Source organism: Nocardia nova NBRC 15556, from assembly GCF_001613005.1.
In the GTDB taxonomy this organism is placed as follows: Bacteria; Actinomycetota; Actinomycetes; order Mycobacteriales; family Mycobacteriaceae; genus Nocardia; species Nocardia nova.
In genome coordinates, this window is record NZ_BDBN01000051.1 from 16,491 (window position 1) to 40,412 (window position 23,922).

At 69.0% G+C, this 23,922-nt stretch carries 30 protein-coding genes, 1 pseudogene and 1 riboswitch; of the genes and pseudogenes, 11 read left to right on the plus strand and 20 right to left on the minus strand.

The window, feature by feature from the left end; all coding sequences use genetic code 11:
- The 6 genes and pseudogenes from NN2_RS20575 to NN2_RS37795 all read right to left on the minus strand — a co-directional run bounded on the left by NN2_RS20575 (position 1) and on the right by NN2_RS37795 (position 4,933).
- Positions 1-978, minus strand: a complete 978-nt coding sequence (locus NN2_RS20575) for a glycine betaine ABC transporter substrate-binding protein (protein WP_063015545.1) — start codon at positions 976-978, stop codon at positions 1-3.
- Positions 975-1,712 (minus strand): ABC transporter permease, encoded by a 738-nt coding sequence (locus tag NN2_RS20580; RefSeq protein WP_030513812.1) that lies wholly within the window; start codon positions 1,710-1,712, stop codon positions 975-977. Before NN2_RS20580 ends, NN2_RS20575 begins: the two co-directional genes overlap by 4 nt.
- On the minus strand, positions 1,709-2,995 hold the full coding sequence (locus NN2_RS20585) for an ATP-binding cassette domain-containing protein (RefSeq protein WP_063015546.1): 1,287 nt from the start codon (positions 2,993-2,995) through the stop codon (positions 1,709-1,711). Before NN2_RS20585 ends, NN2_RS20580 begins: the two co-directional genes overlap by 4 nt.
- A complete protein-coding gene (locus NN2_RS20590) occupies positions 2,992-3,636 on the minus strand; it encodes an ABC transporter permease (protein WP_063015547.1) in 645 nt (214 codons plus the stop codon). Before NN2_RS20590 ends, NN2_RS20585 begins: the two co-directional genes overlap by 4 nt.
- A gap of 110 nt (positions 3,637-3,746) precedes the next feature.
- A pseudogene (locus NN2_RS20595) lies at positions 3,747-4,259 on the minus strand (TauD/TfdA dioxygenase family protein); the annotation flags it as partial.
- Positions 4,260-4,261: 2 nt separating this feature from the next.
- Positions 4,262-4,933 (minus strand): TetR/AcrR family transcriptional regulator C-terminal domain-containing protein, encoded by a 672-nt coding sequence (locus tag NN2_RS37795; protein WP_063910822.1) that lies wholly within the window; start codon positions 4,931-4,933, stop codon positions 4,262-4,264.
- 213 nt (positions 4,934-5,146) lie between these two features.
- Here NN2_RS37795 and NN2_RS37800 point away from each other — a divergent pair, with 213 nt between their 5' ends.
- Positions 5,147-5,746 carry a hypothetical protein gene (locus NN2_RS37800; protein ID WP_169812422.1) on the plus strand — a complete coding sequence of 200 codons (600 nt, stop codon included), beginning with the start codon at positions 5,147-5,149 and terminating at the stop codon, positions 5,744-5,746.
- Positions 5,747-5,752: 6 nt separating this feature from the next.
- Here the strand turns inward: NN2_RS37800 and NN2_RS20605 are convergent, their stop codons facing one another.
- On the minus strand, positions 5,753-6,514 hold the full coding sequence (locus tag NN2_RS20605) for a 1-acyl-sn-glycerol-3-phosphate acyltransferase (protein ID WP_063015549.1): 762 nt from the start codon (positions 6,512-6,514) through the stop codon (positions 5,753-5,755).
- Positions 6,515-6,686: 172 nt separating this feature from the next.
- On the opposite strand from NN2_RS20605, the gene NN2_RS20610 reads away from it, so the two are divergent.
- Positions 6,687-7,067, plus strand: coding sequence for a DUF488 domain-containing protein (locus NN2_RS20610; protein ID WP_030513818.1), 381 nt, complete (start codon positions 6,687-6,689; stop codon positions 7,065-7,067).
- A gap of 25 nt (positions 7,068-7,092) precedes the next feature.
- Here the strand turns inward: NN2_RS20610 and NN2_RS20615 are convergent, their stop codons facing one another.
- The 3 genes from NN2_RS20615 to NN2_RS20625 are packed head-to-tail and all read right to left on the minus strand — an operon-like array spanning position 7,093 to position 8,738.
- Entirely contained in the window at positions 7,093-7,650 is a 558-nt protein-coding gene (locus tag NN2_RS20615) for a histidine phosphatase family protein (RefSeq protein ID WP_063015550.1), read from the minus strand.
- A complete protein-coding gene (locus tag NN2_RS20620; protein ID WP_063015551.1) occupies positions 7,647-8,501 on the minus strand; it encodes a CbtA family protein in 855 nt (284 codons plus the stop codon). The genes NN2_RS20615 and NN2_RS20620 overlap by 4 nt, the downstream gene beginning before the upstream one ends.
- Before the next feature lie 21 nt (positions 8,502-8,522).
- Positions 8,523-8,738: a CbtB domain-containing protein gene (locus NN2_RS20625; protein WP_030513821.1), complete on the minus strand. Its 216-nt coding sequence runs from the start codon at positions 8,736-8,738 to the stop codon at positions 8,523-8,525.
- A gap of 56 nt (positions 8,739-8,794) precedes the next feature.
- Positions 8,795-8,869: riboswitch (cobalamin riboswitch) on the minus strand.
- A gap of 160 nt (positions 8,870-9,029) precedes the next feature.
- Here NN2_RS20625 and ligD point away from each other — a divergent pair.
- Positions 9,030-9,998, plus strand: a complete 969-nt coding sequence (ligD, locus tag NN2_RS20630) for a non-homologous end-joining DNA ligase (RefSeq protein WP_063015552.1) — start codon at positions 9,030-9,032, stop codon at positions 9,996-9,998.
- A 57-nt stretch (positions 9,999-10,055) separates the two neighbouring features.
- Positions 10,056-11,012, plus strand: coding sequence for a hypothetical protein (locus NN2_RS20635; RefSeq protein WP_146098668.1), 957 nt, complete (start codon positions 10,056-10,058; stop codon positions 11,010-11,012).
- Between the two features lie 63 nt (positions 11,013-11,075).
- Here NN2_RS20635 and NN2_RS20640 read toward each other — a convergent pair whose 3' ends face one another.
- Together NN2_RS20640 and NN2_RS20645 are read right to left on the minus strand one after the other, a co-directional pair.
- Positions 11,076-12,155: an NAD-dependent epimerase/dehydratase family protein gene (locus tag NN2_RS20640; protein ID WP_063015586.1), complete on the minus strand. Its 1,080-nt coding sequence runs from the start codon at positions 12,153-12,155 to the stop codon at positions 11,076-11,078.
- Positions 12,156-12,160: 5 nt separating this feature from the next.
- Entirely contained in the window at positions 12,161-13,513 is a 1,353-nt protein-coding gene (locus tag NN2_RS20645) for a cytochrome P450 (protein WP_063015587.1), read from the minus strand.
- A 255-nt stretch (positions 13,514-13,768) separates the two neighbouring features.
- On the opposite strand from NN2_RS20645, the gene NN2_RS20650 reads away from it, so the two are divergent.
- The 4 genes from NN2_RS20650 to NN2_RS20665 all read left to right on the plus strand — a co-directional run bounded on the left by NN2_RS20650 (position 13,769) and on the right by NN2_RS20665 (position 16,061).
- The gene (locus tag NN2_RS20650; protein ID WP_063015588.1) at positions 13,769-14,119 is read left to right on the plus strand and encodes a hypothetical protein; all 351 of its coding nucleotides are present in this window, start codon (positions 13,769-13,771) and stop codon (positions 14,117-14,119) included.
- Between the two features lie 93 nt (positions 14,120-14,212).
- Positions 14,213-14,704, plus strand: coding sequence for a Dps family protein (locus NN2_RS20655; protein ID WP_063015554.1), 492 nt, complete (start codon positions 14,213-14,215; stop codon positions 14,702-14,704).
- On the plus strand, positions 14,683-15,723 hold the full coding sequence (locus NN2_RS20660) for a YncE family protein (RefSeq protein ID WP_063015555.1): 1,041 nt from the start codon (positions 14,683-14,685) through the stop codon (positions 15,721-15,723). Before NN2_RS20655 ends, NN2_RS20660 begins: the two co-directional genes overlap by 22 nt.
- A gap of 11 nt (positions 15,724-15,734) precedes the next feature.
- The gene (locus NN2_RS20665) at positions 15,735-16,061 is read left to right on the plus strand and encodes a hypothetical protein (protein ID WP_146100881.1); all 327 of its coding nucleotides are present in this window, start codon (positions 15,735-15,737) and stop codon (positions 16,059-16,061) included.
- On the opposite strand, the gene NN2_RS20670 is transcribed toward NN2_RS20665, so the two are convergent.
- From NN2_RS20670 to NN2_RS36445, 4 genes are read right to left on the minus strand one after another with little or no spacing between them, the layout of a single operon-like run.
- Entirely contained in the window at positions 16,058-16,348 is a 291-nt protein-coding gene (locus NN2_RS20670) for a hypothetical protein (RefSeq protein WP_197516737.1), read from the minus strand. The two genes, NN2_RS20665 and NN2_RS20670, sit on opposite strands and share 4 nt — an antisense overlap.
- Positions 16,345-17,835, minus strand: a complete 1,491-nt coding sequence (locus NN2_RS20675; RefSeq protein ID WP_063015557.1) for a molybdopterin-dependent oxidoreductase — start codon at positions 17,833-17,835, stop codon at positions 16,345-16,347. Before NN2_RS20675 ends, NN2_RS20670 begins: the two co-directional genes overlap by 4 nt.
- 20 nt (positions 17,836-17,855) lie before the next feature.
- The gene (locus tag NN2_RS20680; protein WP_063015558.1) at positions 17,856-18,278 is read right to left on the minus strand and encodes a hypothetical protein; all 423 of its coding nucleotides are present in this window, start codon (positions 18,276-18,278) and stop codon (positions 17,856-17,858) included.
- Between the two features lie 2 nt (positions 18,279-18,280).
- On the minus strand, positions 18,281-18,427 hold the full coding sequence (locus NN2_RS36445) for an SDR family NAD(P)-dependent oxidoreductase (protein WP_082857141.1): 147 nt from the start codon (positions 18,425-18,427) through the stop codon (positions 18,281-18,283).
- Positions 18,428-18,618: 191 nt separating this feature from the next.
- On the opposite strand from NN2_RS36445, the gene NN2_RS20685 reads away from it, so the two are divergent.
- On the plus strand, positions 18,619-18,849 hold the full coding sequence (locus NN2_RS20685) for a DUF6480 family protein (protein WP_030513833.1): 231 nt from the start codon (positions 18,619-18,621) through the stop codon (positions 18,847-18,849).
- 363 nt (positions 18,850-19,212) lie between these two features.
- Here the strand turns inward: NN2_RS20685 and NN2_RS20690 are convergent, their stop codons facing one another.
- Together NN2_RS20690 and NN2_RS20695 are read right to left on the minus strand one after the other, a co-directional pair.
- Complete coding sequence (locus NN2_RS20690; protein WP_063015559.1) at positions 19,213-19,419, minus strand: hypothetical protein; 207 nt, start codon at positions 19,417-19,419, stop codon at positions 19,213-19,215.
- 19 nt (positions 19,420-19,438) lie between these two features.
- Entirely contained in the window at positions 19,439-20,509 is a 1,071-nt protein-coding gene (locus NN2_RS20695) for an Rv2629 family ribosome hibernation factor (RefSeq protein ID WP_063910823.1), read from the minus strand.
- 113 nt (positions 20,510-20,622) lie between these two features.
- On the opposite strand from NN2_RS20695, the gene NN2_RS20700 reads away from it, so the two are divergent.
- Together NN2_RS20700 and NN2_RS20705 are read left to right on the plus strand one after the other, a co-directional pair.
- Complete coding sequence (locus NN2_RS20700) at positions 20,623-21,729, plus strand: glutamate--cysteine ligase 2 (protein ID WP_063015561.1); 1,107 nt, start codon at positions 20,623-20,625, stop codon at positions 21,727-21,729.
- Between the two features lie 12 nt (positions 21,730-21,741).
- A complete protein-coding gene (locus NN2_RS20705; protein ID WP_063015562.1) occupies positions 21,742-22,806 on the plus strand; it encodes an NAD-dependent epimerase/dehydratase family protein in 1,065 nt (354 codons plus the stop codon).
- A gap of 27 nt (positions 22,807-22,833) precedes the next feature.
- On the opposite strand, the gene NN2_RS20710 is transcribed toward NN2_RS20705, so the two are convergent.
- Both NN2_RS20710 and NN2_RS20715 read right to left on the minus strand, forming a co-directional pair.
- On the minus strand, positions 22,834-23,334 hold the full coding sequence (locus NN2_RS20710; protein ID WP_082857147.1) for an SRPBCC family protein: 501 nt from the start codon (positions 23,332-23,334) through the stop codon (positions 22,834-22,836).
- On the minus strand, positions 23,334-23,858 hold the full coding sequence (locus tag NN2_RS20715; RefSeq protein ID WP_146098665.1) for a DUF4142 domain-containing protein: 525 nt from the start codon (positions 23,856-23,858) through the stop codon (positions 23,334-23,336). Before NN2_RS20715 ends, NN2_RS20710 begins: the two co-directional genes overlap by 1 nt.
- Positions 23,859-23,922: the final 64 nt, after the last annotated feature.

Genomic DNA, 23,922 nt, shown 5'->3' on the forward strand with positions numbered 1-23,922 from the left:
CTACTCGATGAGCTTTTCGCTCTTCAACCAGTCGTAGGCGACGTCGGCGGGATCCTCGCCGTCGATATCGACGCGGCCGTTGAGTTCCTGCATCAGATCATTGGTCAGGCGTTCGGAAATCGTACCCAGCAGCTGTCGCAACTGCGGATAGCGGTCCAGGATCTCACCGCGCACGACGGCGGCGCCGCTGTAGGGCAGGAAGAATTTCTTGTCGTCGTCGAGCACGACGAGATTCAGATTCTTCACCCGGCCGTCGGTGGTGTAGATCATGCCGAAATTGCACGGCGAGCTCTTGGCCGTGGCGGTGTAGACGACGCCGGCGTCCATCCGGGTGACGTTGCCGGTGGGCACGCCGTTCGGATCGTTGTAGGGGATGCCGTATTTCTGCAACATCGGAATGAAACCGTCGGCGCGACTGAAGAATTCGTCGTCGACACAGAACGTGCGCTCGCGCACCGGCAAGGCTGCCACATCCGACAGCGACTTCACCCCCAGCCGTTGCGCGGTCGGCGTGGACACACCGAACGCGTAGGTGTCGTTGAAATTCGCCGGTGGCAGCCACTCCAGATTGTGCTCGCGCTTCTCGATGTCGTGCACGCGCTGCCAGAGTTCCTGCGGATCGGAGATCGTCTCGGTTTCGTTGTGGTAGTTGACCCAGCCGGTGCCGGTGTACTCCCACAGGATGTCGGCGTCGCCGTTGAGCTGAGCCTGCCGCGACGACGCCGAACCCGGTGCGCCGGTCAGGTCGGTGACCTTCGCACCGGCCGCGGCCAGATAGGTCGCGGTGATCTTGCCCAGCAGCACGCCCTCGGTGAAACTCTTCGACGTCACCACGAGTTTCGCGCCGTCGAGCGGTCGCTGCCCGCCGGGCAGGCTCGCGTCGTGAAAGGTTCCCGACGAGCTCACCAGACCGCATCCGCCGAGTATCGACACCGCGAGGACGGTCGCGCACACCGCCAGTGCCCGTGCCGATCTCATGACACACCTCGCGGGGTCGCGGCCAGTTCGACGAGTCTGCCCAGCCAGTCGATGATCAACGCCAGCAGTCCGACCAGGATCGCTCCGGACACGAGCAGTTTCGGCAGGAACAGCGTGACGCCCGTGGTGATCAGCGTGCCGAGGCTGGTGGCGCCGATGAAGGTGCTCAGGGTCGCGGTGCCGACCAGGATCACCAGGGCGGTGCGCACCCCGTTGAGGATCACCGGCACCGCGAGCGGTAACTCGACTCGGACCAGGGTGCGGGTGGCGGAGAACCCGATCCCGCGCGAGGCCTCGATGGTGCGCTGATCCACCTGCCGCAGGCCGATGATGGTGTTCTGCAGGATCGGCAGAATTGCGTACACCACCAAACCGACGACCGCCGTACGGAATCCGGTGCCCAGCCAGAAGGTGAACAACACCAGCAGCCCGACCGCCGGCGCCGCCTGGCCGATATTGGCGATGTTGACCGCGATCGGCTCCAGGCGTTTCAGCGCGGGCCGGGTCAGCGCGATACCCAGCGGAATCGCGACGACGACCACGATCACCGTGGCCACCACGGTCAGCTCGATATGCGACCAGATCGTGGTCTGCAGGTTGGACCAGGCCAGCGAGGCCTGTTCGGTCGGGGTGAATGTGGTCGACCGATACCAGACGATGTAGCCGATTCCGATGACGAGGATGATCAGCGGCTCGAACCAGACGTCCATCGGCAGCCGGCGCAGGCGGGTCATGATTGCCCGGCCGATTCGTGTTCGTCGTCGTCGGCGGCGACCACCGGCGTGGGCGCGGGATCGGTTCCGTCGACGTAGGTTTCGTACGAGGTGTCGTGTTCCTCGGAGCGCACATCGGCGAGTGCGGCCTGGATGGTCTCGGTCACCGCGCCGATGCCGATCGAGCCGACGACCGCGCCGCGTCCGTCGGTCACCAGGGCTGCACCCTGACTGGCCGCCAGCATCGCGTCGAGGGCGTCGTTGAGGGTCGAGGAGCGAGCGACGACCGGCAACCGCCGATCGAGGTAGTCCGAGACCTCCGGTTTGCTCGCCAGTTCGGTGAGCGAGGGCCACGACCGTGGCCGTCCGGCATCGTCGACGACCACCACCCAGGTCTGCCCGGCGGCCCGCGCGCGCTGGATCACCGCCTGCGCCGGCTCCCCGATGCGGGCGGTGACCACGTCGTCCCACTCCACGTCGCGCACCCGCTGCACGGTCAGATAGGCGAGTTTGGCGCCGGATCCGACGAATTCCTCCACGAACGGCGTGGCCGGTGCGGTGAGGATCTCCTCGGGCCGCGCGTACTGCTCGACGTGCCCACCCTCGGACAGGATGAGCACCTTGTCGCCGAGTTTGGTGGCCTCCTCGAAATCGTGGGTGACGACGACGATGGTCTTGCCGAGTTCGTGCTGAATCGCGATCAGGCTGTCCTGCAGGCGAACCCGGGTGATCGGGTCGACCGCGCCGAACGGCTCGTCCATCAGCAGCACCGGGGGATCGGCGGCCAGCGCCCGCGCGACACCGACCCGCTGCTGCTGTCCGCCGGACATGTCCTTGGGCAGGCGGTCGGCGAAGACGCCGGGATCCAGGCCGACGAGTTCGAGCAGATAGTCGGTGCGCTCGGCGATCCGCTTCTTGTCCCAGCCGAGCACTCGCGGGATCGCGCCCACGTTCTTGCGCACCGACCAGTGCGGGAACAGGCCGCCGGATTGGATGACGTACCCGATCGACTGCCGGAGCTTGTCCGGGTCCTCGCTGGTGACGTCGCGCCCGCCGATGAAGATGCGGCCCTCCGTCGGTTCGATCAGCCGGTTGATCATCTTCAGCGTGGTCGTCTTGCCGCAGCCGGAGGGGCCGACGAAGGCGACGATCTGTCCGGCCTCGATCTCGAGGTCGAGGCGGGCGACGGCCGGCTTGTCCTGGCCCTTGTACCGCTTCACGACCGAGTCGAGGACGATGGAGGCCCCGGTGACATTGCGTTCCGGCGTCGCCGGTCCGGGCCGGTCGGTCACAGCGTCGGTCATGAGAGTCCTTTTGCGATGGTGAGGCGGCCCAGCAGAACGAGTAGCGCGTCGAACACCAGCGCCACGATGACGATGAGGATCGTGCCCGTGGCCGCCGTCTCCAGGGCGTTCGCGCCGCCGAGGCGCGACAGGCCGTTGAAGATCAGCGATCCCAGACCCGGCCCCAGGACGTAGGCGACGATGGCGGCGACACCGACGATCATCTGCGTGGAGACCCGGATACCGGTCAGGATCACCGGCCACGCGATCGGCAGTTCGACGGTGAGCAGGATGCGGGTGCGGGAGAATCCGATTCCGCGTGCGGATTCCACCACCGAGGCCGGTACCGAGCGCAAGCCGACGATCGCGTTGCCGATCACCGGCAGCGCCGCGAAGAACGCCAGCATGATGAACGACGGGACGACGCCCAGCCCGAACGGCACCAGCAGCAACGCCAGCAGCGCGAGCGACGGAATGGTCAGCGCGACCCGGCTCGAGGTGAGCGAGAGCTGCGACAGCAGCGGCAGCCGGTAGACCGCCATCGCGATGAGCACGGCGACGATCGTGCCGACGAGAACCGTCTGAAACGCCAGTGACGCATGCTGATAGGTGAGGAAGGCCAGAGTGTCACCCCGCCCTCGGATGTAATTCCACAGGTTCACGGGACTCCCATCGTCAGCCCTCTGCCGGCACCCGTCCGCGCGCCGCCGCCGGACGCCGGTGTGTCAAAGACTAAATGACAGTACGGCTCCGGTTCCGCACGCCGCGCGGTTCACGCCGCTCGCGGGAGCGACTCCACGCGGGAATAGGCCTGCGCGTCACCGGCGATCACCGTGCTCGCCCGGCCGTCGACGCCGACGGGTATGTCACCGGCCAGTGTGATGCGGGTGAGCCGGCGGTGTTCGGCGCCGTCGTAGTCGTCGATCGCGTAGTGCTGGGTGGCGAGGTTGTCCCAGATCGCCACATCGCCGGGCGCCCAATCCCAGCGGGTGGTGTGCTCGAGCCGGGTCACCCGATCCTGGAACAGGCGAAACAGCGCGCGCGATTCGGCGGTGGACAGGCCGACGATCTCCTTGACGAAGCAGCCCAGCAGCAGGGCGCGTTCACCGGTCTCGGGATGGACGTGCACCACCGGATGTTCGGCCTCGAAATAGCGGGACTCGAATTCGGTTCGGTACGAACGAGTTCCGTCGTCCGGTCGGTCGTCGGTGTCGGCAGCGTAGTCGTAGCGATTGGTGTGGCGGGCACGCAGATTCTCGGCCAGCACCCGCAGCGGGTGCGGCAGTCTCAGGCCCGGCCGCGTGCCTCGAGCTTGCGTTCCAGCCCGGCGATCACGAGCTCGAGGTCGAATTCGAACTGCTCGCCGACGCGCGCGGCGCTCTCGCGGGTGGTCGCGACCTGGCGCAGGAGTGGGAACTCTTGTCCCGCTTCCGAATTCAGGGTCCGGGCGACATGTTCGGCCTGGATGTCGACGTGGCCCCGGGTCGCCTCCGCGGCCTCGCGCGCCGCCGAGTACGCGATATCGGCGAGCAGTCGCAGCGTGCGCCCGGCCTCCATCGGCTCGAATCCGGCGCCGACCAGCGACTGGAATATCCGCTCGATCGCCGCCAGCGTCGACAGGCCGCCTCGGCCACCGAATCGCACATAGGAGATCAAGACGCCGACCTGGGTGAGGGCCTCGGCGACTGCGGCGGCGAACAGCCGCAGCAGTTGCCGCCAATCGCCCTCGGCGGGCAGGGCCAAGCGGCGGAACTCGGTTTCGAAGGCGTCCAGCGCGACCAGTTCCAGCAATCCGTCGCGGTCGCTGACGTAGTAGTTCAGCGATTTGCGGTCGACGCCCAGCGCGTCGGCGACCGCTTTCATGGTGAGTGTTTCCGGCGGCAGCGCGCGGGCGGCCGCGACGATGCGATCCCGGCTCAGCCGGGGCGGACGCCCGCGGCCGCGCCGCGATGTCTGCACGATTCCAGTCCCGGACCCGGTTGTATTCCCGCCGCTCACCCCTCTCAGGCTACGGCTGCCGGCGGCGGGTCCGGACAACACGCCCGGTGGATGGATACGAGTTCGGCCAATATTTTCTCCCGCTGGGGGAAAATAAACTAGTCTCTGCTCGGGCGATGTGGGCCGCCCGAGGCGGGGGAAGGCAGTGGTGGTTGTGATCGGAACGGAAGTGCTATGTCTGCTGTGTCGCACCGGTACCCAACGAACGCCCACGCGGCGGAAGCTCCGCGCGAATGCGCCGTGGCCGAATCCGGCCGGCGCTCGCTGCGATATCAGCTGGTCGTGGTCGCGGACAATCCTGTCGAGGTCGTCTCGCGCGCCGGCGGCTGGCTGTTCGACCGAGCGGTCGCCGGCTGGGAGGTCACCGTCGCGGTCGATGCGCCCGGCGACATCCGGCCGCTGACGATTCTCGGGCTGGGCGTCCTGGATCTCGGATGTGTGCTGCGCTGCCGGCGGCAGGTGCCGATACCGCATGCTTTCGCGGTCGCCGGAGATCTGTCCGCACTCGGCGAACCGGCGCGCGAGTGGGCCCACCGATATCTGGGCAGCGCACGCACCGATGTCCGGTTCTGGGGCGATACGGAGTACCGCGACACATCGTTCGCGCAGGCCTCGCCGACGCAGTACGTGCCGACCCGTGCGGCACGAGCCTTCAAGGCCTACGCGCTCGAGGCGGTGGGCATGCGGTCGCCCGCCACCGATGTCGAATTCTTCCGCGCGGTGGTGGGTGCGGTGGCCGCGGGGTCGGGGGTGCGCACCCTGCCGGCCGGTTGAAGCGAATTACCGGACGGCCGCGATCGCCCCGTCGAGTGCGCGCTGCATCCGGCTGCCGACCACCCGGGTGATTTCGGCCGGTCGATCCGGGAAATCCGGCAGCGGCTCGTCGAGGTAGAACGTGGCGCGGCCGTCGGGGCCGTAGGTCAGGCCGAGGAAGACGAAAACCGGTGCCGCCCCGGCCTTTCGGGCGCGTGCGGCGATGTGGCCGATGCCGGTGCCGATGGTCTGCACGCGGGCCGGATCGGTTTCGTTGCAGGTGCCCTCCGGGAACAACGCGAGGTCGTCACCGTCGACCATGCGCCCGACGCAGACGTCCATCAGTTGCTGCCCGGCGGCGTAGGCGGCGCGTGGGCCGTGGTCCTTGCCGCGGAACACCGGGATGGCGCCCATGATGTCGATGCGCGACCGCTGCTCCGGCTCGGTGAACAGTTCGTCCTTGGCCAGCACACGGATATGGCCGATCCGCGGCCGGAACACGCTGCGCCAGGCGAAGGCGGCCACCGTGCGCGGATCTTCCACGCTGACATGGTTGATCGCGATGATCATGCGGCGGTTGTCGCGAATCAGCTGCCGGATCGCCGCGCGGGCACCGTCCGCATAGCGGACCGTGGGACGTTTGCGATACGCGGTGATCGCGTAGAACAGGCGCGCGCGGGTGCGGGGCGCGCGGTGGGTGCGGTAGTACTCGTAGACGGCATCGCGATTGTCGAATTCGACCGACGGGGGCGCAACGACGGGATCGGCGGTCGAGGTCGGGACGTTCATTCAACCTACGCTACCGTAACCTACGGCTGCGTAGGCAGAGGTGGGCGCAGCGGCCGTGGCGAGCCGGCGAAAGACGCCGCTCCCGTGACTACCCTCGAATGCGGGAAGCGGGGGACCGGCGATCCCGCGCCGCGGGTGCCGGACGATACGGCCGACCGAAGGGAGCAGCGCGATGGCGAGTGCACGACCGCGGGTTCAGGTCCGGCGGATCTACGACGATCCCGATCCCGACGACGGAATGCGGGTGCTGGTCGATCGCCTCTGGCCGCGCGGGATGAGCAAGGAGAACGCCCACCTCGACGAGTGGTGCAAAACGATCGCACCCTCGACCGAGTTGCGCACCTGGTACGGGCACGATCCCGCCAAATTCGACGAGTTCGGTCGCCGCTACCGCGAGGAGCTCCGAAATCCGGAACGCGCCGGCGACCTCGACCACCTCCGCGAACTCGCCGGGCGCGGCATGCTCACTCTGTTGTCGGCCACCAAGCGGATCGACATCAGCGAGGCGGCCGTACTCGCCGATCTGGTCGGGAAGAAGCCGGCGTCGCACTGAGGTGGCCGGGTGCACACCTGCCCGCTCACAGCGGATTCGCGGTGTGCCGCACGGTCCAGGCGGCGCCGCGGCCGTGCAGTGTGGTGGCGCTGAGTGGCGGAATGTCGATGCGCCAGAACGATTCCGGCGGCGCGGCGAGGGCGAGGAGCACACTCGCGCGGACGACGGCGGGATGGGTGATCGCGACGATCCGGCTTCGGTCGGCGACCATCGATTCGAGCCAGTCACGCACCCGTTCGAGCAGGTCGGTGATCGCTTCACCGCCGTGGTCGCGGTAGGCGGGATCGGACATCCAGGCCATCAGGTCGGCCGGGTCGAGAGAATCCATCTGCCTGCCCGCCCACTCGCCGCAGTCGAGATCGCGCAGGGCGGGTTCGGTGGTCGCCCGCAGACCCAGCAGGGTGGCGGTCGCGGCGGTCCGCAGTTCCGGCGCGGCCAAAACCCGGTCGGCCCGCGGCGCCGCGGGGGAGGCGGCGTCGCGGGGAAGCTCGTCGAGTGGTTCGTCGACCGGGAAGCGGGCCGTCCGCATCGCCTCGGTCATGCCGTGGCTGATCAACGTGAGCCGGGTGACGGTCGCGCTCATACCGCCGCTGCCGGCGCGGCCGCGGCCGATTCGTCCGCGCGCCGGAACAACCGCGGCGCCAGTGTCGCGAAACCCACGCCGATGACGGACCACAGAATGACCTGCGCGGCAAGGGAATAGAAGCGGAAGTAGTACAGATCGTCGGCGGGGAAGCCCGGATAGACGATCCGGCCGCTCGAATCGGTGAGCGGCCCGGGTGTTTCGGTGGCCGCGTCGCCCGGAGCCCGGTTGGCGGCCAGATGCCCGAGTGCGGGCAGCAACGCCGCGATCGCGGTCACCACCACCACGAAGGCCAAGCCCGCGGCGATGGTCGCCGTCCAATTGCCCAGGCGCGCTTGCAGTTTCCGCCCCAGCCACACGGCGCCCACCGCGCAGACCGCGGCGATCACCACCATCGACAGGTAGAGACCGGTGCGTTGCCCGATCGTGTCGGGATTGCCGATCGAGGGCGGATTGGCCGGATATTTGAGGAACGGCACGGCGTACAGCACGCCGAACATGCCGCCCGCCACGCACAGTGCGAGATTGCGCGGGCTCAAACTGCCGACACGGCCCATGAACAGGCAGTACACCACCGCGAACAGCGCGCCCATCGCGGCGCCGAAGACGACCGTGCCGAAGCCGAGGCCGATGGTCGACTGCACCGACCGGGTGAACAGTTCGCTCTCTTCCATGCCGGCCATCGAATGTCCCGCGGCCGCTTCGAGTGTCGTGTGCGCCGCGTCGCGCCCGCCCTCGTAGTCGATGGCGCGATCGATGATCGGCTCGGCCAGGATCCGCGCGAAGACGAAGGCCGCCAGCCCGCCGATCGCACCGACCAGCACACCGCGGGCGATGATTCGTTTTTCCATTGTGGGGGCTCGATCCCGCGGTCAGTGGCAGGGGTAGCCGAGGAAATGCCGTGCGTCGTGGACGAATTCGTGCACGTGCATATCGTCTCCGAAGATCGAGACCGCGCCCTGATCGATGCCGATGAAGTAGAGGGCGAGCAGAGCCAGGAGCGTGGTGCCGCCCAGCCACAGGGCCGTCGTGGGAATGGAGAGCCGAATCGACTCCAGGCCGGACCGGGGAACATAGGACGTCGCCATGTGACTCTCCTCCGGGGATTGCGCGTCCCCGCTCGATGGTGGTTACCACGCGATCCGAGTATCTGACTCACATTCCGCCCGGCGAAACGCTCACAGTGGCGCGACCGTCCCGGATTTTCACCGGGTTCCTCGAATCGTCGCTCGCACAACCATACGAAATTGCCGTTCGGCTGGTCAATCGGCGGGTTGCGAGATCGGGTCGTGACTGAAATGTCAGCGTCCTCGTCGCTGTAAGAGGAGGATTTCAGGGTAGTAACCAAGAAATAGCCATTGATCGAAAGGCGGGCGCTCATGAGCGGATTGCCGCGATACGCGGCGATGCTGGCGACCGCCGGCGCTCTGCCCGCCGACAGTGCGGCCTGGGCGTACGAGGTGAAATTCGACGGTATCCGCGCCATCGGTTACGTCGAGCGGGAATTGCGGCTGATCTCGCGCAACGGCAACGATGTCACTGCCGCCTGGCCGGAGCTCGCCGACCTCGCGCCCGCGGTGCCGCCGATCGTCGTCGACGGCGAAATCGTCGCCTTCGCCGCCGACGGCCGCACCTCCTTCGCCGCCCTGCAACCGCGGATGCACCAGCGCAATCCGGCCATGATCCGCGCACTGATGCGCTCGGTACCCGCCACCTACCTCATCTTCGACCTGCTGCACATCGGCGACCGCCCGCTGATCGACCTGCCGTACGAGCAACGCCGCGGGCTGCTGGAACAACTCGGCCTGCGCGGCCCGAGCTGGCGCATCCCGCCGCGGCTGACCGGTACCGGCGCCGATGTGCTCGCCGAATCGGCACGGTTGGGGCTCGAGGGCATCGTGTGCAAGCGGCTCGACAGTCCCTATCTGCCGGGCCGGCGCAGTCCGCTGTGGACCAAGGTCAAGAACGTGAACGATCAGGAGATCGTCATCGTCGGGTGGCGGCCCGGCGCCGGCCGTCGCGCGGGACGCATCGGCTCACTGCTCATGGGCGTGCACGACGAGACCGGGGAATTGGTCTACATCGGCAATGTGGGGACCGGTTTCACGCAGGCCATGCTCGACGATCTCCAGGCCCGGTTGCATCCGCTGCGGCGGCAGACCCCCACTGTCGCGGCGCCGGTGAAGGACGCGATCTGGGTGGAACCCGAACTGGTGGGCGAGGTGTCGTTCACGGAGCGGACCGGCGACGGGCGCCTGCGCCACCCGTCCTGGCGCGGCTTGCGGCCGGACAAGACGCCGGACGAGGTCGAAGTGCCTGGGCGCGCCGACAGCGCGCTCGATTCCTGAACGGGAAAGGGACGATTCGCCCACTGCTGCGGCTTGGGAAATCACTATAGTGACCGGGTGTCTGCTCGTGATGCATCGTGGAATCGGTTGAACCGTCTCGCGTACACAGCGCAGGTCATTGCCGTCGGCGCGCTGGCTGTGGCGTGGCTGGCGATCGGGCGGGGACTGTTCTCGGGACCGGATCTCGATGCGGGTGGCCAATTCGCCGTCAACTTCTCGATCTATTGGCCGTTCCTGTTCGTGATCAGCCCGGTGCTGTTCGTCACCGCCATTTTCGGGCTGTTGCCCTACCCGTTCGCGCCTGGCGGCACCATCGCGGGTGGACTGATTGCCAGTTTCTTCGCTCAGTGGGTGGGAACCGAGCTGTCCTTGTCCGACTACAAGCCGGAGCTACCCGGACGCCTCGACACGAGCGTTGCCGCGGCGTGCTTCGCCGTTGCCGCAGCGTTCACGGCAGCCTTCTTGCACCTGTACGGCAACCGATCCGGTCGGACGCGTTCCGCCTCGATGCGAGGCGGGGCAGCGCTGGCAGTCGCCGTTCTCGTCGGTGCGGTGGTCACGATTCCGCCGCTGATCGCGGGCAGCGGCACCCCGTCCGGTGTCCTGGCCGGGCTCGTCACCAACTCCCATTGCGGCAGGGAAGTGTCGGACTGGACGGACGAGGGACAGGCGACCGTCTATGCGGGCGACGCGACACAGTGGTCTCCGCCGAAGAACGGGCCGGACAACGTGTTCGGGGTCCTGGTCACTCTGCGTAACGGCACGGGCAGCGTCGAAACCACCCCGCCGACCGCGCTGTCGTTCCGAGACGAGCTGCCGTTTCGGTCGGGTCCGCCGGCAACCGAATTGCTGCTGCATCAGCCCGGTACCGGCAGCGGGTTCGCGTTTACTCGCCTGCGTGATCCGAAGTGTGAGGACGGCAGTAGCCGGGTGGTCTCGGCGACCTATCACTATGAGGAGTACGGCGGAACGAGCGACACTCGGCTTCGGGGCAAGGTCTCTCGTAGCAAGTAACACGCGGTGCCACGCGGTGGCGAAACGCGTGGTTCAGCGTGTGGTCGGGGCGCGCGGGGACGCTCACAGGTCCGCGCCCCAGCGGTCGACCGGGTCGGTGCCGCCGACACCGGAGGCGAATTCTCGCACCCGCAGCCGCCCGCCGGCGTCGGACGCCAATGGTGGTGTGGCGCCGCCGGATCCGTGACTCATACCGGTGAGGACTTCGCGCAGGGCGGACAGGGCGTCGATGCGCGGCGTCCAGCCCAGATCGCGCCTGGCCCGGGTGGTATCCATGATCGGCAGGCGCATCATCGCGTCGAACAGGTCGGGCGGGGCGGGGACCAGGCGCAGGCGCCAGCCGACTGCCAAGGCGGCTCGCACGGCCCCAGGTGGTACGGAAACCGTTGGCGCATCGAACAATACGCCGAGTTTCGCGCGGTCGATCACCGGATCGGCCGCGAGGTTGAAGGGGCCGTGCACACTCGGGTCGACGATGGCGAGACTGTAGGCGCTGCCGATGTCGTCGGCGTGCACCGCCTGCAGCCGCAGACCCGCCGGCACGGGCAGCACCGGAATCAGCGGCGGGCGCAGCACACTGCCCGGAACCAGCGGGCCCGCGAACAGGCGGCGCTGCTGGCTCGCGGAGGCCTGCTGGAACGTGAAGGCGGGCCGCATCCGCACCACGCGCCGGTCCGGATGCTCGTTCTCGAACAGATCGAGTAGACGCTCGACGTAGGCCTTCTCTCGCATGTACCCGGCCGGAGGCCAGCCCTCCGTGGGCCAGTCCTCGCCGACGGGATCATCGTGGTGCGCAGGGGAATACGCGCCGACCGACGACGCGTACACCAGCGACGGAACACCGGCCTGCGCGACCGCGCGCAGTACGCGTTCGGTGCCCTGTACGTTCGCGCGCCAGGTCTCGAGCGGCCGATGCGTCGGCTGGAACAACCACGCGAGATGGACCACCACATCGGCGCCGCGGAATTCGGTGAGCAGATCGTCGCAGCGTATGTCGGCACGCGCCCACCGCACTCCGTCGATCGGTTGCCGCGGCAGCCGCCGGGCCAATCCGACGATCGCGTCGATCTCGGGACGCCGCGCCAGCGCGGAGACCACCGCGGTACCGACGTTTCCGGTGGCGCCGACCACGACCACACGCATGACCGTCACCTCCCTCCCGGCGAATGCGACTGCGCCGCTTGGAGCGCGCGGGCCCGCGCGGTGAAGTCGATGCGGAAGTTGTCGAAGGTGATCGGCAGCGCCGCCGCGGGGGTGGGCTGCGGGTGCGAGCGCAGCTCGAGATCCAGTTCGTCGATCAGATGCGCCAGCAGGCTCGTGGTGAGGAACAGGACCAGATCGCGACCGGGGCATCGGGCGGGCCCGGCACTGAACGGCACCAGCTGCGGATACCGCTCGGCGCGCCCGTCGAGCCAGATATCGGGGTCGAAGCTGTGCGCGAACGGCAGGAGGTCGGGGTCGCGGTGGAAGGCAGGCACCGGAATCAGCAGGCCCGCACCGGCTTCCACGGTGAACCGCTCGGCGCCGCGGCCCCATTCGGTGTCCTCGGTGGTGTCGCGCAACACCGCGGGGGTGGTCGGCCACAGCCGTACCGACTCCAGAACACAGGCCCGCAGATAGGGCCGCGGCATGGCGCGCTCGGGCTCGTGCGCGTCCAGCCGCGCACGGGACAGGTGCTCGGGATGGGTGGACAGGACGGCGAGGGCGCGCAGGGTCGCCATACCGGCAGCGTCGAAGGCGAACAGCCAATGCGGGATCTGGCCGACCGGATCGACCGCCCCTGCGGCCGGCAGTTGCGCCAATGCGCCTGCGAGGCTGTCGGTTTCGGCCGTCTGCACGTAGTCGTAGAGTTGTTCGTAGAAGCGCTCGCGCAGGCGACGATGCGGAAGCGCGGCATAGGACCAGTTGCCCGCCGCGCGCAGCCGCCACAGCCGATCGGTGATCGAGTCGTCCTCCCGGGCGCGCCGGCCCAGCACGATCCGGCGCACCAGCCGCCACCAATCGGTGGTGAAGTGCGCCGCGTCGAGACCGCCGCGCTGCACCGCGGCGCGGATCTGTTCGCGGGCGGCATCGGCGACCACCCCGGCGAACGGATCGGCCAGGTGGTGGATCGGCCGGTCGGTGTCGAGCGCCTGTTCGTTCAGGCGCCGGCGCTGTTCGCGAGCCGCACCCTCGGAGATGAGAACCCCGTGCGGCTGGAAGGTGCGCAGCGCGGCGATCTTCTCGCGATTGGCGGGATGGAACGGAGTCGGCGCGCCGTCGAGGATCCGCGAGACGTCGGCGGGATCCAGCGGCACCAGCACCCGCCGGCCGGGCAGCACCAGTTCGACCGGGCCGCTGCCGAATTCACGCCGCAAGCGATGCATCCTGCGGACCGCGCGGTCGTCGGCGCCGACTCGCTCCAGCAGCGCCATCATGCCGCGGCGCCGGGCGATCACCCCGGCGGCGACCGGTGCCAGGCCGAGGTCGGCCAGTGCCGCCGCGGCGCGCAGTCCGGTCAGCCGGTGGGGTGATCGCCCGGGGGCCGGCGGTGGACGGGCAGGGTCGGCTGGGCTGCGCGAATCGGTTTCACCGTGCGGATCGGGTTCGCGGTGCACATCGGCCTCCTTTGGTCCTCAGCGACCGCCTACCCGGGAGGACCGGGGCGAAACGACACCCCGGGCCCCGATCGAATATTCGCCGAGAGGCCGGGTAGTGCCACGGTGATCGGGTAGTGCGACGGTGACGAGCGCACGACGAACGGGCCGGAGGTGACGATGGCACGCGAGGTCGACCCCCGCTGGAGTGACCCGCCGAGTTTCCGGCGGGCGGTGCGGTATGCGGTCGGTGTGCTGGTGGTGGCGGCGATCGTCGCCGGGGTGGCCCTGGGCTGGGCGGCCTCGCGGGATCAGTGCGCGAACGCCGACCACGTGGCCTGCGATACCGCGTCCCGGCTGGCCGTGGGACTGGTGCCCGGAATCGTGTTGTTGCTGGGCGGCATCGGCGCATTCGTCATCACCGTGCGGCAGTGGCGCGGCGGGCGGCCGTGGCCGGTATGGCAGGGCGCGGGCTGGTTTCTGTTCGCGGTGATGGTCGTGTATCTGGCGATGGCGATGGCCGCCGGCTGAACCCGGCCCCTCGTTTGGAGTAGCCGGCAGCGGGTAGGTCGTGCACGCAAGCAGTCGCCTAGGTGATGACTGTCAGCGAGGAAGGAGACCATCGTGGCCAAGACCTCCACGACCACCGATCCGATCGCGACGGTGCTGGAGCCGGAACAGCAACGGATCGCCGGTGACGCGCTGTGCGCCACCGTCGTCGATCTGATCGATCTGAGCCTGATCGGCAAGCAGGCGCACTGGAATGTGATCGGCCCCCGATTCCGCACCGTCCACCTGGCGTTGGACGAACTGGTCGAGACCGCGCGCGGCTTCACCGACGCGGCGGCCGAACGGGCCACCGCGATCGGCGTCAGCCCGGACGGGCGCGCGCACACGGTCGCGGAGAGTTCCAGCGCCGAGCCGTTCCCGGCGGGGTGGCAGCAGGACGGCGACGTGGTCAGCGCGATCGTCGCCACCCTGGCCGCGGTCGTGCGCAGGCTGCGCGAGCGGATCGACGCCTCGGAGAAGGCGGATCCGGTCACCCAGGATCTGCTCATCGATATCGCCGCCCGGTTGGAGCAACTGCATTGGATGTGGCAGGCCCAGGCCGCGTAACGCGCGCGCTGCGACGATATCTGGTTCCGGCGGCGGCCGTGCTGGCCGTCGCCGGGTGCTCGGCGCCGGGGTCGCGATTGGAAGCACCCGACGCCGTGCGGGTGACACCTATCGGGGCGATCGTGCACGCACCGGTGTGGTCCTACCGATCGGGAGCGCTCGTGGCGCTGGCGCCCGACCGCGTGGTGAAGGTGAACGGCCTGGCCGACGGCCGCGGCGACACGGTCGGTTCGGCACGCCTGCCGGCCTTGGGGCCGAACCTGCAGATCAGCCCGGTGGACGAGGGCACGGCGCTCGTCAGCGCCACCGATCGGCAGGCCGTGGCCTCGATTCGGCTGTCCGATCTGGTCGATACCGGCACGCTGTCCGCCGGACCGCGGCCGTCGTATCTCGCCCTCGATTCCGGGGAGCGGATGCTGCTGGCGCTCTCCGAGGACGGCGCCACGGTCACGCCCGTGGATCTGCACCGCCGCACCGCATGGGCGCCCACGGTCGTGAACGCGGGTCCGCAAGCCCGTCTCGACGGGGCGAACCGCAGCCGTGAAGTGGAGTTCCACATCTACGGACCGCGGGGGAGCGCGCACTACAAGGGCAGTTCCTCACCCGCGGACGAAACCGGCGCCGACGACGAACCCGTACTCGCGGCGGCGGGGGACGGCACGAAGGTCACCCGGTTGTACGTGGCGCGGCCCGGGGGCAGGCTGGTCGCCCTCGACTCCCGTCGCGACGGATCCGGAAGCGAGACGGTCGGATCCGTCGACCTGGGCGCGCCGATCCGCTATCTGGCCACCGACGACACCCGCATCTACGCCGCGACGGACCGGCAGCTGGTGGTGCTGGAAACCCGCAGCTTCGAGGGCTACGCGAACGGCACCATTCCCGTGCTGCGCCGATTCGACCTGCCGACGCGCGGAGCGCAGGGATCGGCGTGGTCGGGGATCGCCGTGGGGCCGCATCGGGTCTATCTGACCGTCCGCGACCGGCCCGAGGTAGTCTCCGTCGCCAAGCCGCAACTGTGAGAGGTGTCGCCGTGTCCGAAAACCGTGCCGGCACAGTGGATGTCGGTGAGGATCTGGATATCTTGAGTGAGCAGCTGCGGGGGTTGCGAGAGTTGGCCGCCGACCCGGATCTGACCGCGGCGGACGGCGTCGTGTACGACTTCGGCATCCGGTGGGGTGCGATGATGTCGGGACGGCTGCCGCGCGTGGTGTACTACCGCGAACGTGACGCCCTGTCCGCGGCCGACCGGGGCCGGTTCGACCGGCTGGCCGGCGAATTCGCCGCGGCCGCCGCGACGATCGAGCGCTTCCGGCTGGCCCCGGCGCGAACGGGCGGCCGGTCCGAGCCCGCCCGCTAGGCCACCGGTTCGAGCCACAACTGAGCGCGGCGCATCCGGATTCCGGTGTGCGGCACCGGACATGCGGGATTCGCGCAGGTCAGCGCGACCATATAGGAGTCGAGTTCCTCGTCGAGAAACAGGAACCCCAGATACAGCGCATCGCCGACACGGAAATCCGTTGCGCCACAGGCGGGGCAGCGTGCACGCCGTCGGTCGAGGTAGGCCAGGACGCGATCGCGTTGCCGTTCGGTCAGTTCGATGTTCTCCGGTCGCCGCGGCGGGGTCGTCGTCTGCTGGTTCGTCATATCTCGACGTCCTTGTCGTAGTAGATGTTGTCCTCCCGCCAGCCGCCCATCCCGCGGCCGATATGGGAGTAGTCGGAGACGAATTCGATCCGGTCGATCCATTTCGCCATCTTGAAACCGACCTGGTTCTCCACCCGAAGCCGAAGCGGCGCACCGTGTTCGATGGGTAGCGGCTCGCCGTTCATGCGATAGGCGAGCAGCGTCTGCGGGCTGTCGGCCAGCTCCAGATCCAGCACCTCGTAGAACTGGCCGACGCCGTCGGCGCTCGGATCGTCGCGACCGGTGTCCTGCATGGTGAGGAAGCACAGATACTTCGCGTCCGGCAACGGGCCGGCCCGGGCGACGAGTTCGCGCAGCGGCAGTCCGGTCCACTCGCCGATACTCGACCAGCCCTGTACGCAGTTGTGCAGCACCCGCTGGGTCTGCGGTTCGCCGATCGCGCGCAGATCGTCCAGGCTCAGGCGCATCGGGTGCTCGACCAGACCGCCGACGTCCAGGCGCCAATCGGCGAAATTGTGCGCGGCCATCACCTTGTACGGCAGTGCCGTGGGCGGTTTGCCGTTCACCCGATGTTCCGGCGAGAGGGCGCGGGTCGAGTAATCCTGTCGGGGTGTCAGCGGCCGGAGCAGGCCCAACCGCAGCCGGCGCACGAAGGCGCCCAGCACGCGCTGCACCGATCGCGGGTCGCGCAGGCTCCACACCGTGGCCGCGATATGCAGCAGCACGATCGCGCCGATGATCACGAACGACAGCGCGATCGCCCAATTGATATTGCGCACCTGTCCGAAGATCATCAAGGCGCTGAGCTGGCCCCAGCTCCAGAAGAACACCATCGACACGTGGATGACGATGAACACCGCGAAGGCCAGCAGACCCAGGAAATGCAGGCTGCGCGCCGACTGCCGGCCGCCGAACATACGCACGAACCACGGAAAGCGTGCCTCTACGGCCGGTGATTGCGCTGCGCCGGTGAGTATCTGGAACGGGGCGAGCACGAAGATCACTCCGGCGTAGGCGAGTTTCTGCACCGCGTCGAACGGCTGCCCCGGCAGCAGCGGCGGCAAATTGAAACTCATGTACGTCACGATGTCGTGCCAGGCCGCGGGAAACAGCGACCACGAGGTCGGGATGTAGCGCCGCCACTGGCCGGTCGCGAACAGCAGGATGTAATAGGCGAGGCCGACGAGTATCCAGCCCGCGACCGTCGCGAAATGCCAATGTCTGCCGAGACCCAATTTCTTGTGGCCGGGCAGCGCGATCAGGGAGGGGTAGCTCTCCTCCTCGTCGAGAGTGTCGTAGAGCTTGTCGGTCGGCATCCGTTTGCGGGTGAATCGCGCCCATTCGGTGCCGGGTTTGCTGTCGTCGCGCCAGAAGAGTTTCGGGTAGCTCGACAGGATCTCCACACCGCTGCGCATCGCGAAGGTCAGAAACAGCACGTTGAGCCAATGTTCGATGCGCAGCCAGGCCGGAAAATCCAAGGCGGTCATCGTGTTTCACCCCGTTCCGTTCAGTCGTGCCAGTGCTGTGCCCGCGGATGCGCCACGGTGATACCCAGCACGATCGCGGTGATCACCGCCAGGAAGGTCAGTGCGCAGACTCCGGCCACGCTGCCCGGAGCGCTGTCCCACCAGCCTCGGACCTCGGGCAGGCCGGGGAGCCCGGCGAGCCTGCTGACCACGTAAACGACCAGGAACGCGAGGCAGACGAGCCCGCCCAGGGCCCAGCCCGCGCGTGCGGTGCGGGACCCGCACACCAGCGCCGCGGCGACGACGCAGCAGGCGATCAGGAATCCGAAACCCACCCGCAGGTAGTTCGGCAGCCCCGCCTCGCGCAGCAGCACGTAAAGATGCACCCCGCCCAGACCGAGCAGCAGTGCCGCCCCGGCCGCGGTGGTGGTGCGGGGCAGGTCGACGGCGGCGTAGCGGTCCACGATCAGCGGAAGGCCACCGCGTCGAGGACGCGGCCGTCCTCGGCGGCGATGACCACCTCGTAACCGCGTTCGGTCAATCCTCTGGCGAGCTCGAACCCGATACCGCTGGACGCGCCGGTCACCAGGGCGAGGGGAGGTGTGTCGGTCATATCTCACGCCTACCCGGACAGGGCGAACACATACCTGTGCGTCGCGATCGCGGCCGTCTGTCGCCGCGCCACAGGCCCAGGTTTCGCCCGATTTCCCGCACCGGCGTGGTTGCCCGCGCCGGTGCGGGGTATGGGCTGCAGTGAGAGCCGACGACGATCAGGGGCGCTTCGCCCCGGACAGGACGCCGAACATGTCTGCAATGGATCCGGACCCGGCCAAGACTCCGGACCTGGAACCCGGTGGTGGCGTAGCCCCCGGTTCCACCCCGCCGGATACGGCACAGACCTCGGGCCTCTCGGCGCCCGAGCCGAGCACCCGTCACCATTTCCCCGCCAGCGGGGCGATGTTGATCGTCATCGTCGCGGCGATCGTACTGGTGTTCGTCGCCGTCGCGATCGCGCTGATCGTCTCCCTGGCCTGACGCTCAATCGAATTGAGGGAGGGCGCGACAGCCCGACGCATGCGTCGCCACCCGGTTCGGGTGGGACGACCTCACGAAAAATCTTTTGGCACAACATCATCGGAGAGATCGTCCGGCACCGTCCGTAAGGTCGGTGCCGGCCGTCGCGGCAGTCTCCATGCCTGCTGTGACTACCGCCCCGTCCGGAGAGACGATCCGTCGCACGCCTCGCACCGGTGCACTCCGTTGTGCGGGACCGAATTGCGGGTATCCGTCGCCGTTGACGAATAGGGCGCTACGTGCGGATCGTTCTCGGTACAGGAGAAGTACCCCGGCTGCTCGGCCGTAACCGGCGCAGTGATCGCCGATTCGAGGTGCACGCGATCAGTCGACCTCGCCGGTCCGGTCGTGCTCGGCGCCCTCCGGCGTCGTGGTGTGCGGGGGTGTGAGCTCCGGGTCGTCGTCGGCGGGTGGTTCGGGATCGCGCCACTGTTCGGCGCGGCTGGAACGGTTGCCGCGCAAGGTCCCCTGTAGTTCGTGCCGCAGGCGATCGTCCTCGCGCGCACCGTGTTTGGTGTTTCCTCGGTCCATCGTCCTCTCCTTTCGCGGATCACCGGTGTCGGAGCAGGGCAGCGACGCCGTCGGTCGGAACGGGATCTCGATCGATGGTCACGATGCCGGCGCCGGCCGCGAGCGCGGCCAGCGGCAGCGCCTCGTCGGCGCGACGGAGGTTGCTGTGGCCCGAGGGCAGGTCCGACGCCTGCACCGCGGTCGGATCCGGCCCGGCGTGCACGGCCCGGTCGCCGATGACGGCGGGGTCGATCAGCAGTGTCTCGACGTTGCGCTCGGTGAGCGCCGCAGCGACCCCGGGCAGGCCCTGCACCGCGAGTTCGTGCGCGCGGCGTTGTTCGTATCCGTCCACCAGGTCGCGAAATCGGGCTCGCGCCCGGTCCTGCAGCACCTCGGCGACCCGCCGGTCGAGGTCGGCCCGGTCGTCGTTCGCCTGCCGGGTGAAGCCGTCGAGCTGTACGACCTGCCGGTGATGTGAGGCCAGCGCGCCGACCAGCGCGGTGCGCGCGCTGATCTCGCCGGCCACCACGATCAGCCCGGCGGCGGCCCCGTCGGCCAGGCGCACCACCTCCTCGGCGGTGGCATCGATGGTCCGGCGCACCGTCTCCTCGACCCGGCTCTGCATCGAGCGATGCGACCACCCGCCACCGCGCACCTTGTGCTCCGGATGATGCGCCCCCTCGGTCCGGCGGTCGGTGCGGTGACCGTCGCCGTCGACCGTGTACAGATCGGCGCCGCGATCGTCGACCACCACGACGACGTGGGCGACGGCGGGCGGGCGCAGCTGTAGCAGCGGCAGCAGATACGGCATGTCCGACAGTCGCACGGTGGTGCGAGCGGGCGGCTCTGGCAGCGCCGCGGTGAGCAGGACACCGTCGACGTCGGCGATGACCGCCTGTCCAGCGCGCCCCGGCGGTGGATCCGACAGACCGCGCTCGACGGCGTCGAGGACGGCGCTTTCCGCACCGTCCTCGTCCAGGGTCTCGCGGACCGCGCGGCTGCGCAGCCGCTGCTGGTGCGCGGCATCCTCGGTATCGCTGACGGTCTCGATGTAGACCGATGCGAAAGGCCCTGGGCGCTCGGTCAACTCTCGTAGTCCTGAAATGGTCACGTGCGGCGGCTACCCGCACCCGCCGAGTGAAACCTCGATCCGCGCCGGAATGCGTTTGCGGGTCCGGTCGCCGGGCATCTCCGAGCCATGAACTGTGCCGGGCGGGTGAGCCGATGGATGCCGCCGATGTGACGTTCGGGGTCGAGGAGGAGTTCCTGCTGGTCGATCCCGTCTCCGGAGCCCCGGTCCCGAAGAACCGCGAGGTCGCGCGATCGGCATGCGACGCCGGTATCGATCTGCAGTTGGAGCTGACCAGCTGTCAGGTGGAAACCAGTAGTTCGGTGCATACGCGCGCGGCCGATCTGCTGCGGGAATTGCGGCAGTTGCGCGCCGCCGTGGTGCGCGCCGCGGCCGGCAACACCGCGCGACTGCTCGCGACCGGAGTGCCGCCGACCGTGCCCGACGCCTATCCGGTCACCGATACGCCGCGCTACCGCCGCATCGAGGAGCATTTCGGCATGCTCGCGCACGAACAGGGACTGTGCGGTTGCCATGTGCACGTCTCGGTGGACGATCCGGAGACCGCGGTGCAGATCAGCAATCATCTGCGGCCTTGGCTGCCGGTATTCCTTTCGCTCACAGCCAATTCCGCGGTCTACCGCGGCACCGACACGGGATACGCGAGTTGGCGCAATGTGCTGTGGCGGCGCTGGCCCAGCGCCGGTCCGCCACCGTATTTCCAATCCTGCGCCGACTACGACGCCGCGGTCGACATGATGCTGACCTGCGGCAGCATCCTCGATACCGGCATGGTCTATTGGGATATTCGCCGCTCAACGCATTTCCCGACGCTGGAGATCCGCATCAGCGACGTTCCCGTGACGGCCGAGGAATCGGCCTTGCTGGCGAGCCTGGTACGTGCCGCGGCCGTGGTCGGCCGTGCGGAGGTGCGGCGCGGCCGGCGGGCGCCCGCGGTACCGGCCGCCACCCTGCGCGCCGCCTACTGGAAGTCCGCGCGCGAAGGACTCGACGGCGACGGCGTCGATCCGCTGGACGGCCGGGTGGAACCGGCCCGCATCCGGCTGGCCCGGCTCGTCGACCATGTCACCCCGGCCTTGCGGGAACTCGAGGAGGAGCGGTTCGTGACCGAGACGATCGCCGCGGTGACCGCCCGCGGCAACGGAGCCCGGCGGCAGTCGGCCGCGCTGCGCCGCCGCGGAGCGATCGCCGACGTGGTGGACGAACTGGCCGAGGCGACCGCGGACGGCTGTTCGGTGTAGGGGAGGGTGCGTATGCGTATCGCGATCACGGGCGCGAGCGGCAATGTCGGCACGGCACTGTTGCGCGCGTTGCCCGACGCCGAGGTCGTCGCCATCGCCCGGCGGCCACCGCTCGCCGACCGGGAACCGTATGCGCGCGCAAGCTGGCTCGCCTGCGATATCGGAGATCCCGCGGCCCGTCCCATGCTGGCGGCGGCCTTCGACGGGGCGGACGCGGTGGTGCACCTGGCCTGGGCGGTGCATCCGCGCCGCAGCGACCCGCCACTGGAACGCACCAACCGGATCGGCACCGACCACGTGCTGGGCGCGGTGGCCGACAGCGGCGTGGCGCATCTGACGGTCGCGTCGTCGGTGGCGGCCTATTCGCCCGCGCCGCGCTGGACCCGCGTCGACGAGCAGCAGCCCCGCGACGGCGTACCCGGCGGTGCCTACAGTCAGGGCAAGGCCGAACTGGAACGGCGGCTGGACGCCTTCGCCGGCGAACGACCGGCGGTCGGTCTCGCCCGGATCCGGCCGTGCGGCATCGCCCAATCCGACGCGGCCGCGGAACTGGGCGACTGGCTGCTCGGGCCCTGGCTGCCGCGTTCTGCGGTCGGGCGCCCGTGGTTGCCGGTGCCGCTGTGGCCGCGGCTTCGCCTGCAGCTCGTGCACGCCGAGGATGTGGCCGCGGCGATCCGGGCCATCCTGGTGCGGCGGGCCACCGGCGCGTTCGACCTGGCCGCCGAACCCGTGCTCACCCCACCCACGCTGACCGAGATATTCGGCGGATTCCGGCTGCCCGTCCCCCGCCCGGTGCTGAGCGCCGCCGCCTTCGCGGGCTGGCGAATCGGACTGCTGCCGTTGCACCCCTCCTGGCTGAAGCTGGCCGACCGGGCCTGTCTGGTCCGGGCGGAGCGGGCGCGGCGTGAACTCGATTGGCGGCCGGCGCATTCCGCGGTCGATGTGGCGACGGAGCTTGCCGCCGGTTTGCGCGAGCACACCTCCGGCGGCAGCCCGCCGTTGAATCCGGAGCCGATGCGGTTTCGCCCGGGCCGCCCGACGCGCCAGGATCAGCGGCCGGACCATCGGCCGCGATGAACGCCGGTGACTACGGAATGCCGGCGACTACGGCTCGGGGTTGTCGGGCGCGAGGGTGCCGGGCCGAGGGGTATCGATCTTGCGGGTGTCGACGTAATGGGAGGCCACCAGATCACAGAGGCGCGCCAGCGACTGTTTGTTGCGGGGCTTGAGGGCCAGGGTCTGCAGCACGTCGGGGATGAGCCGGCCCGGCCCGCGAATCACCTCCTCGCTCATGCTCACCTCGGTGGTGTCGGCATCGATCGGCGTCATCGCCAGCCGGATCCATGCCACTCCCAGCGGCCACAACTCCGCCTCCAGTTCGATGCTGTTCGGCGGGTCCACGGCCACCACCCGGGTGGCCTGCTGAGCCATCAGCGGCCAGGCGCCGACGCTGTGATGAATCCGGGAGCCGATTCGCGGCCAGTCCTGATCCACGTCGCGCATATGGGTGGACCCCACCACCCAGTGGCCGTAGGACCAGCCGTCGGCCAGCACGGCGAACACCTGCTCGGCCGACCCGGGGACTCCCATCGTGACCTCGCCCATCAGCACACCGCCAACGCGTCGCGAATCATGTCCAGATGGTGCTGAACCACGGGCGCGGCGTTCTGTGCCAGCGCCGTGACCTGCGGGCTGCTGCCCTGCGCGGTCTCGGTGGCGCCCGCCTGCAGCGTCTGGACGTGGAAACCTTCCTGCATGTGCAGCCAGGCCAGGTCGTAGTCGCGGCCGGTCTTCATCGCCGTGTCGCGCATCTGCTGCGACTGGTCGGCGGTCGGCATCAGTGGCAGGGCGACGCCGTTCGGTATCGCGACCGCGGCGCCCATCGCCTCCAGCCGGGTGTGGTCCGCGACCAGAACGGGACCGAGATCGCGGACCTGCTGACACGTACCCATGGCCGCCGCACCGGCCCCCGACAGCATCTCGGTCATATTCCCCTGGTGGACGGCGACGAGAAAATCACTGTCCTGTGCCGACAACGCGGCCGGTTGGGCCGCGCCGACCGCGGTCGCGCCCAAGCCGAGGCCGATCGCGGCGGCGGTGGTGACCAGCAGACGATGCGGTGATCTCATGATGTGCTCCTGTTCGCCGGGTATTTGCAGGCCGGATGCCCAGCGCGGCGCGTCGTACACGTGC

Coding starts and splice junctions, on each gene's coding strand:
- NN2_RS20575 (WP_063015545.1), bottom strand. CDS start 978: ATGAGATCGGCACGGGCACTGGCGGTGTGCGCGACCGTCCTCGCGGTG.
- NN2_RS20580 (WP_030513812.1), bottom strand. CDS start 1,712: ATGACCCGCCTGCGCCGGCTGCCGATGGACGTCTGGTTCGAGCCGCTG.
- NN2_RS20585 (WP_063015546.1), bottom strand. CDS start 2,995: ATGACCGACGCTGTGACCGACCGGCCCGGACCGGCGACGCCGGAACGC.
- NN2_RS37800 (WP_169812422.1), top strand. CDS start 5,147: ATGTCTGCTGTGTCGCACCGGTACCCAACGAACGCCCACGCGGCGGAA.
- NN2_RS20605 (WP_063015549.1), bottom strand. CDS start 6,514: ATGAACGTCCCGACCTCGACCGCCGATCCCGTCGTTGCGCCCCCGTCG.
- NN2_RS20610 (WP_030513818.1), top strand. CDS start 6,687: ATGGCGAGTGCACGACCGCGGGTTCAGGTCCGGCGGATCTACGACGAT.
- NN2_RS20615 (WP_063015550.1), bottom strand. CDS start 7,650: ATGAGCGCGACCGTCACCCGGCTCACGTTGATCAGCCACGGCATGACC.
- NN2_RS20620 (WP_063015551.1), bottom strand. CDS start 8,501: ATGGAAAAACGAATCATCGCCCGCGGTGTGCTGGTCGGTGCGATCGGC.
- NN2_RS20625 (WP_030513821.1), bottom strand. CDS start 8,738: ATGGCGACGTCCTATGTTCCCCGGTCCGGCCTGGAGTCGATTCGGCTC.
- ligD (WP_063015552.1), top strand. CDS start 9,030: ATGAGCGGATTGCCGCGATACGCGGCGATGCTGGCGACCGCCGGCGCT.
- NN2_RS20640 (WP_063015586.1), bottom strand. CDS start 12,155: ATGCGTGTGGTCGTGGTCGGCGCCACCGGAAACGTCGGTACCGCGGTG.
- NN2_RS20650 (WP_063015588.1), top strand. CDS start 13,769: ATGGCACGCGAGGTCGACCCCCGCTGGAGTGACCCGCCGAGTTTCCGG.
- NN2_RS20670 (WP_197516737.1), bottom strand. CDS start 16,348: ATGACGAACCAGCAGACGACGACCCCGCCGCGGCGACCGGAGAACATC.
- NN2_RS20675 (WP_063015557.1), bottom strand. CDS start 17,835: ATGACCGCCTTGGATTTTCCGGCCTGGCTGCGCATCGAACATTGGCTC.
- NN2_RS36445 (WP_082857141.1), bottom strand. CDS start 18,427: ATGACCGACACACCTCCCCTCGCCCTGGTGACCGGCGCGTCCAGCGGT.
- NN2_RS20685 (WP_030513833.1), top strand. CDS start 18,619: ATGTCTGCAATGGATCCGGACCCGGCCAAGACTCCGGACCTGGAACCC.
- NN2_RS20690 (WP_063015559.1), bottom strand. CDS start 19,419: ATGGACCGAGGAAACACCAAACACGGTGCGCGCGAGGACGATCGCCTG.
- NN2_RS20700 (WP_063015561.1), top strand. CDS start 20,623: ATGGATGCCGCCGATGTGACGTTCGGGGTCGAGGAGGAGTTCCTGCTG.
- NN2_RS20705 (WP_063015562.1), top strand. CDS start 21,742: ATGCGTATCGCGATCACGGGCGCGAGCGGCAATGTCGGCACGGCACTG.
- NN2_RS20710 (WP_082857147.1), bottom strand. CDS start 23,334: ATGGGCGAGGTCACGATGGGAGTCCCCGGGTCGGCCGAGCAGGTGTTC.
- NN2_RS20715 (WP_146098665.1), bottom strand. CDS start 23,858: ATGAGATCACCGCATCGTCTGCTGGTCACCACCGCCGCCGCGATCGGC.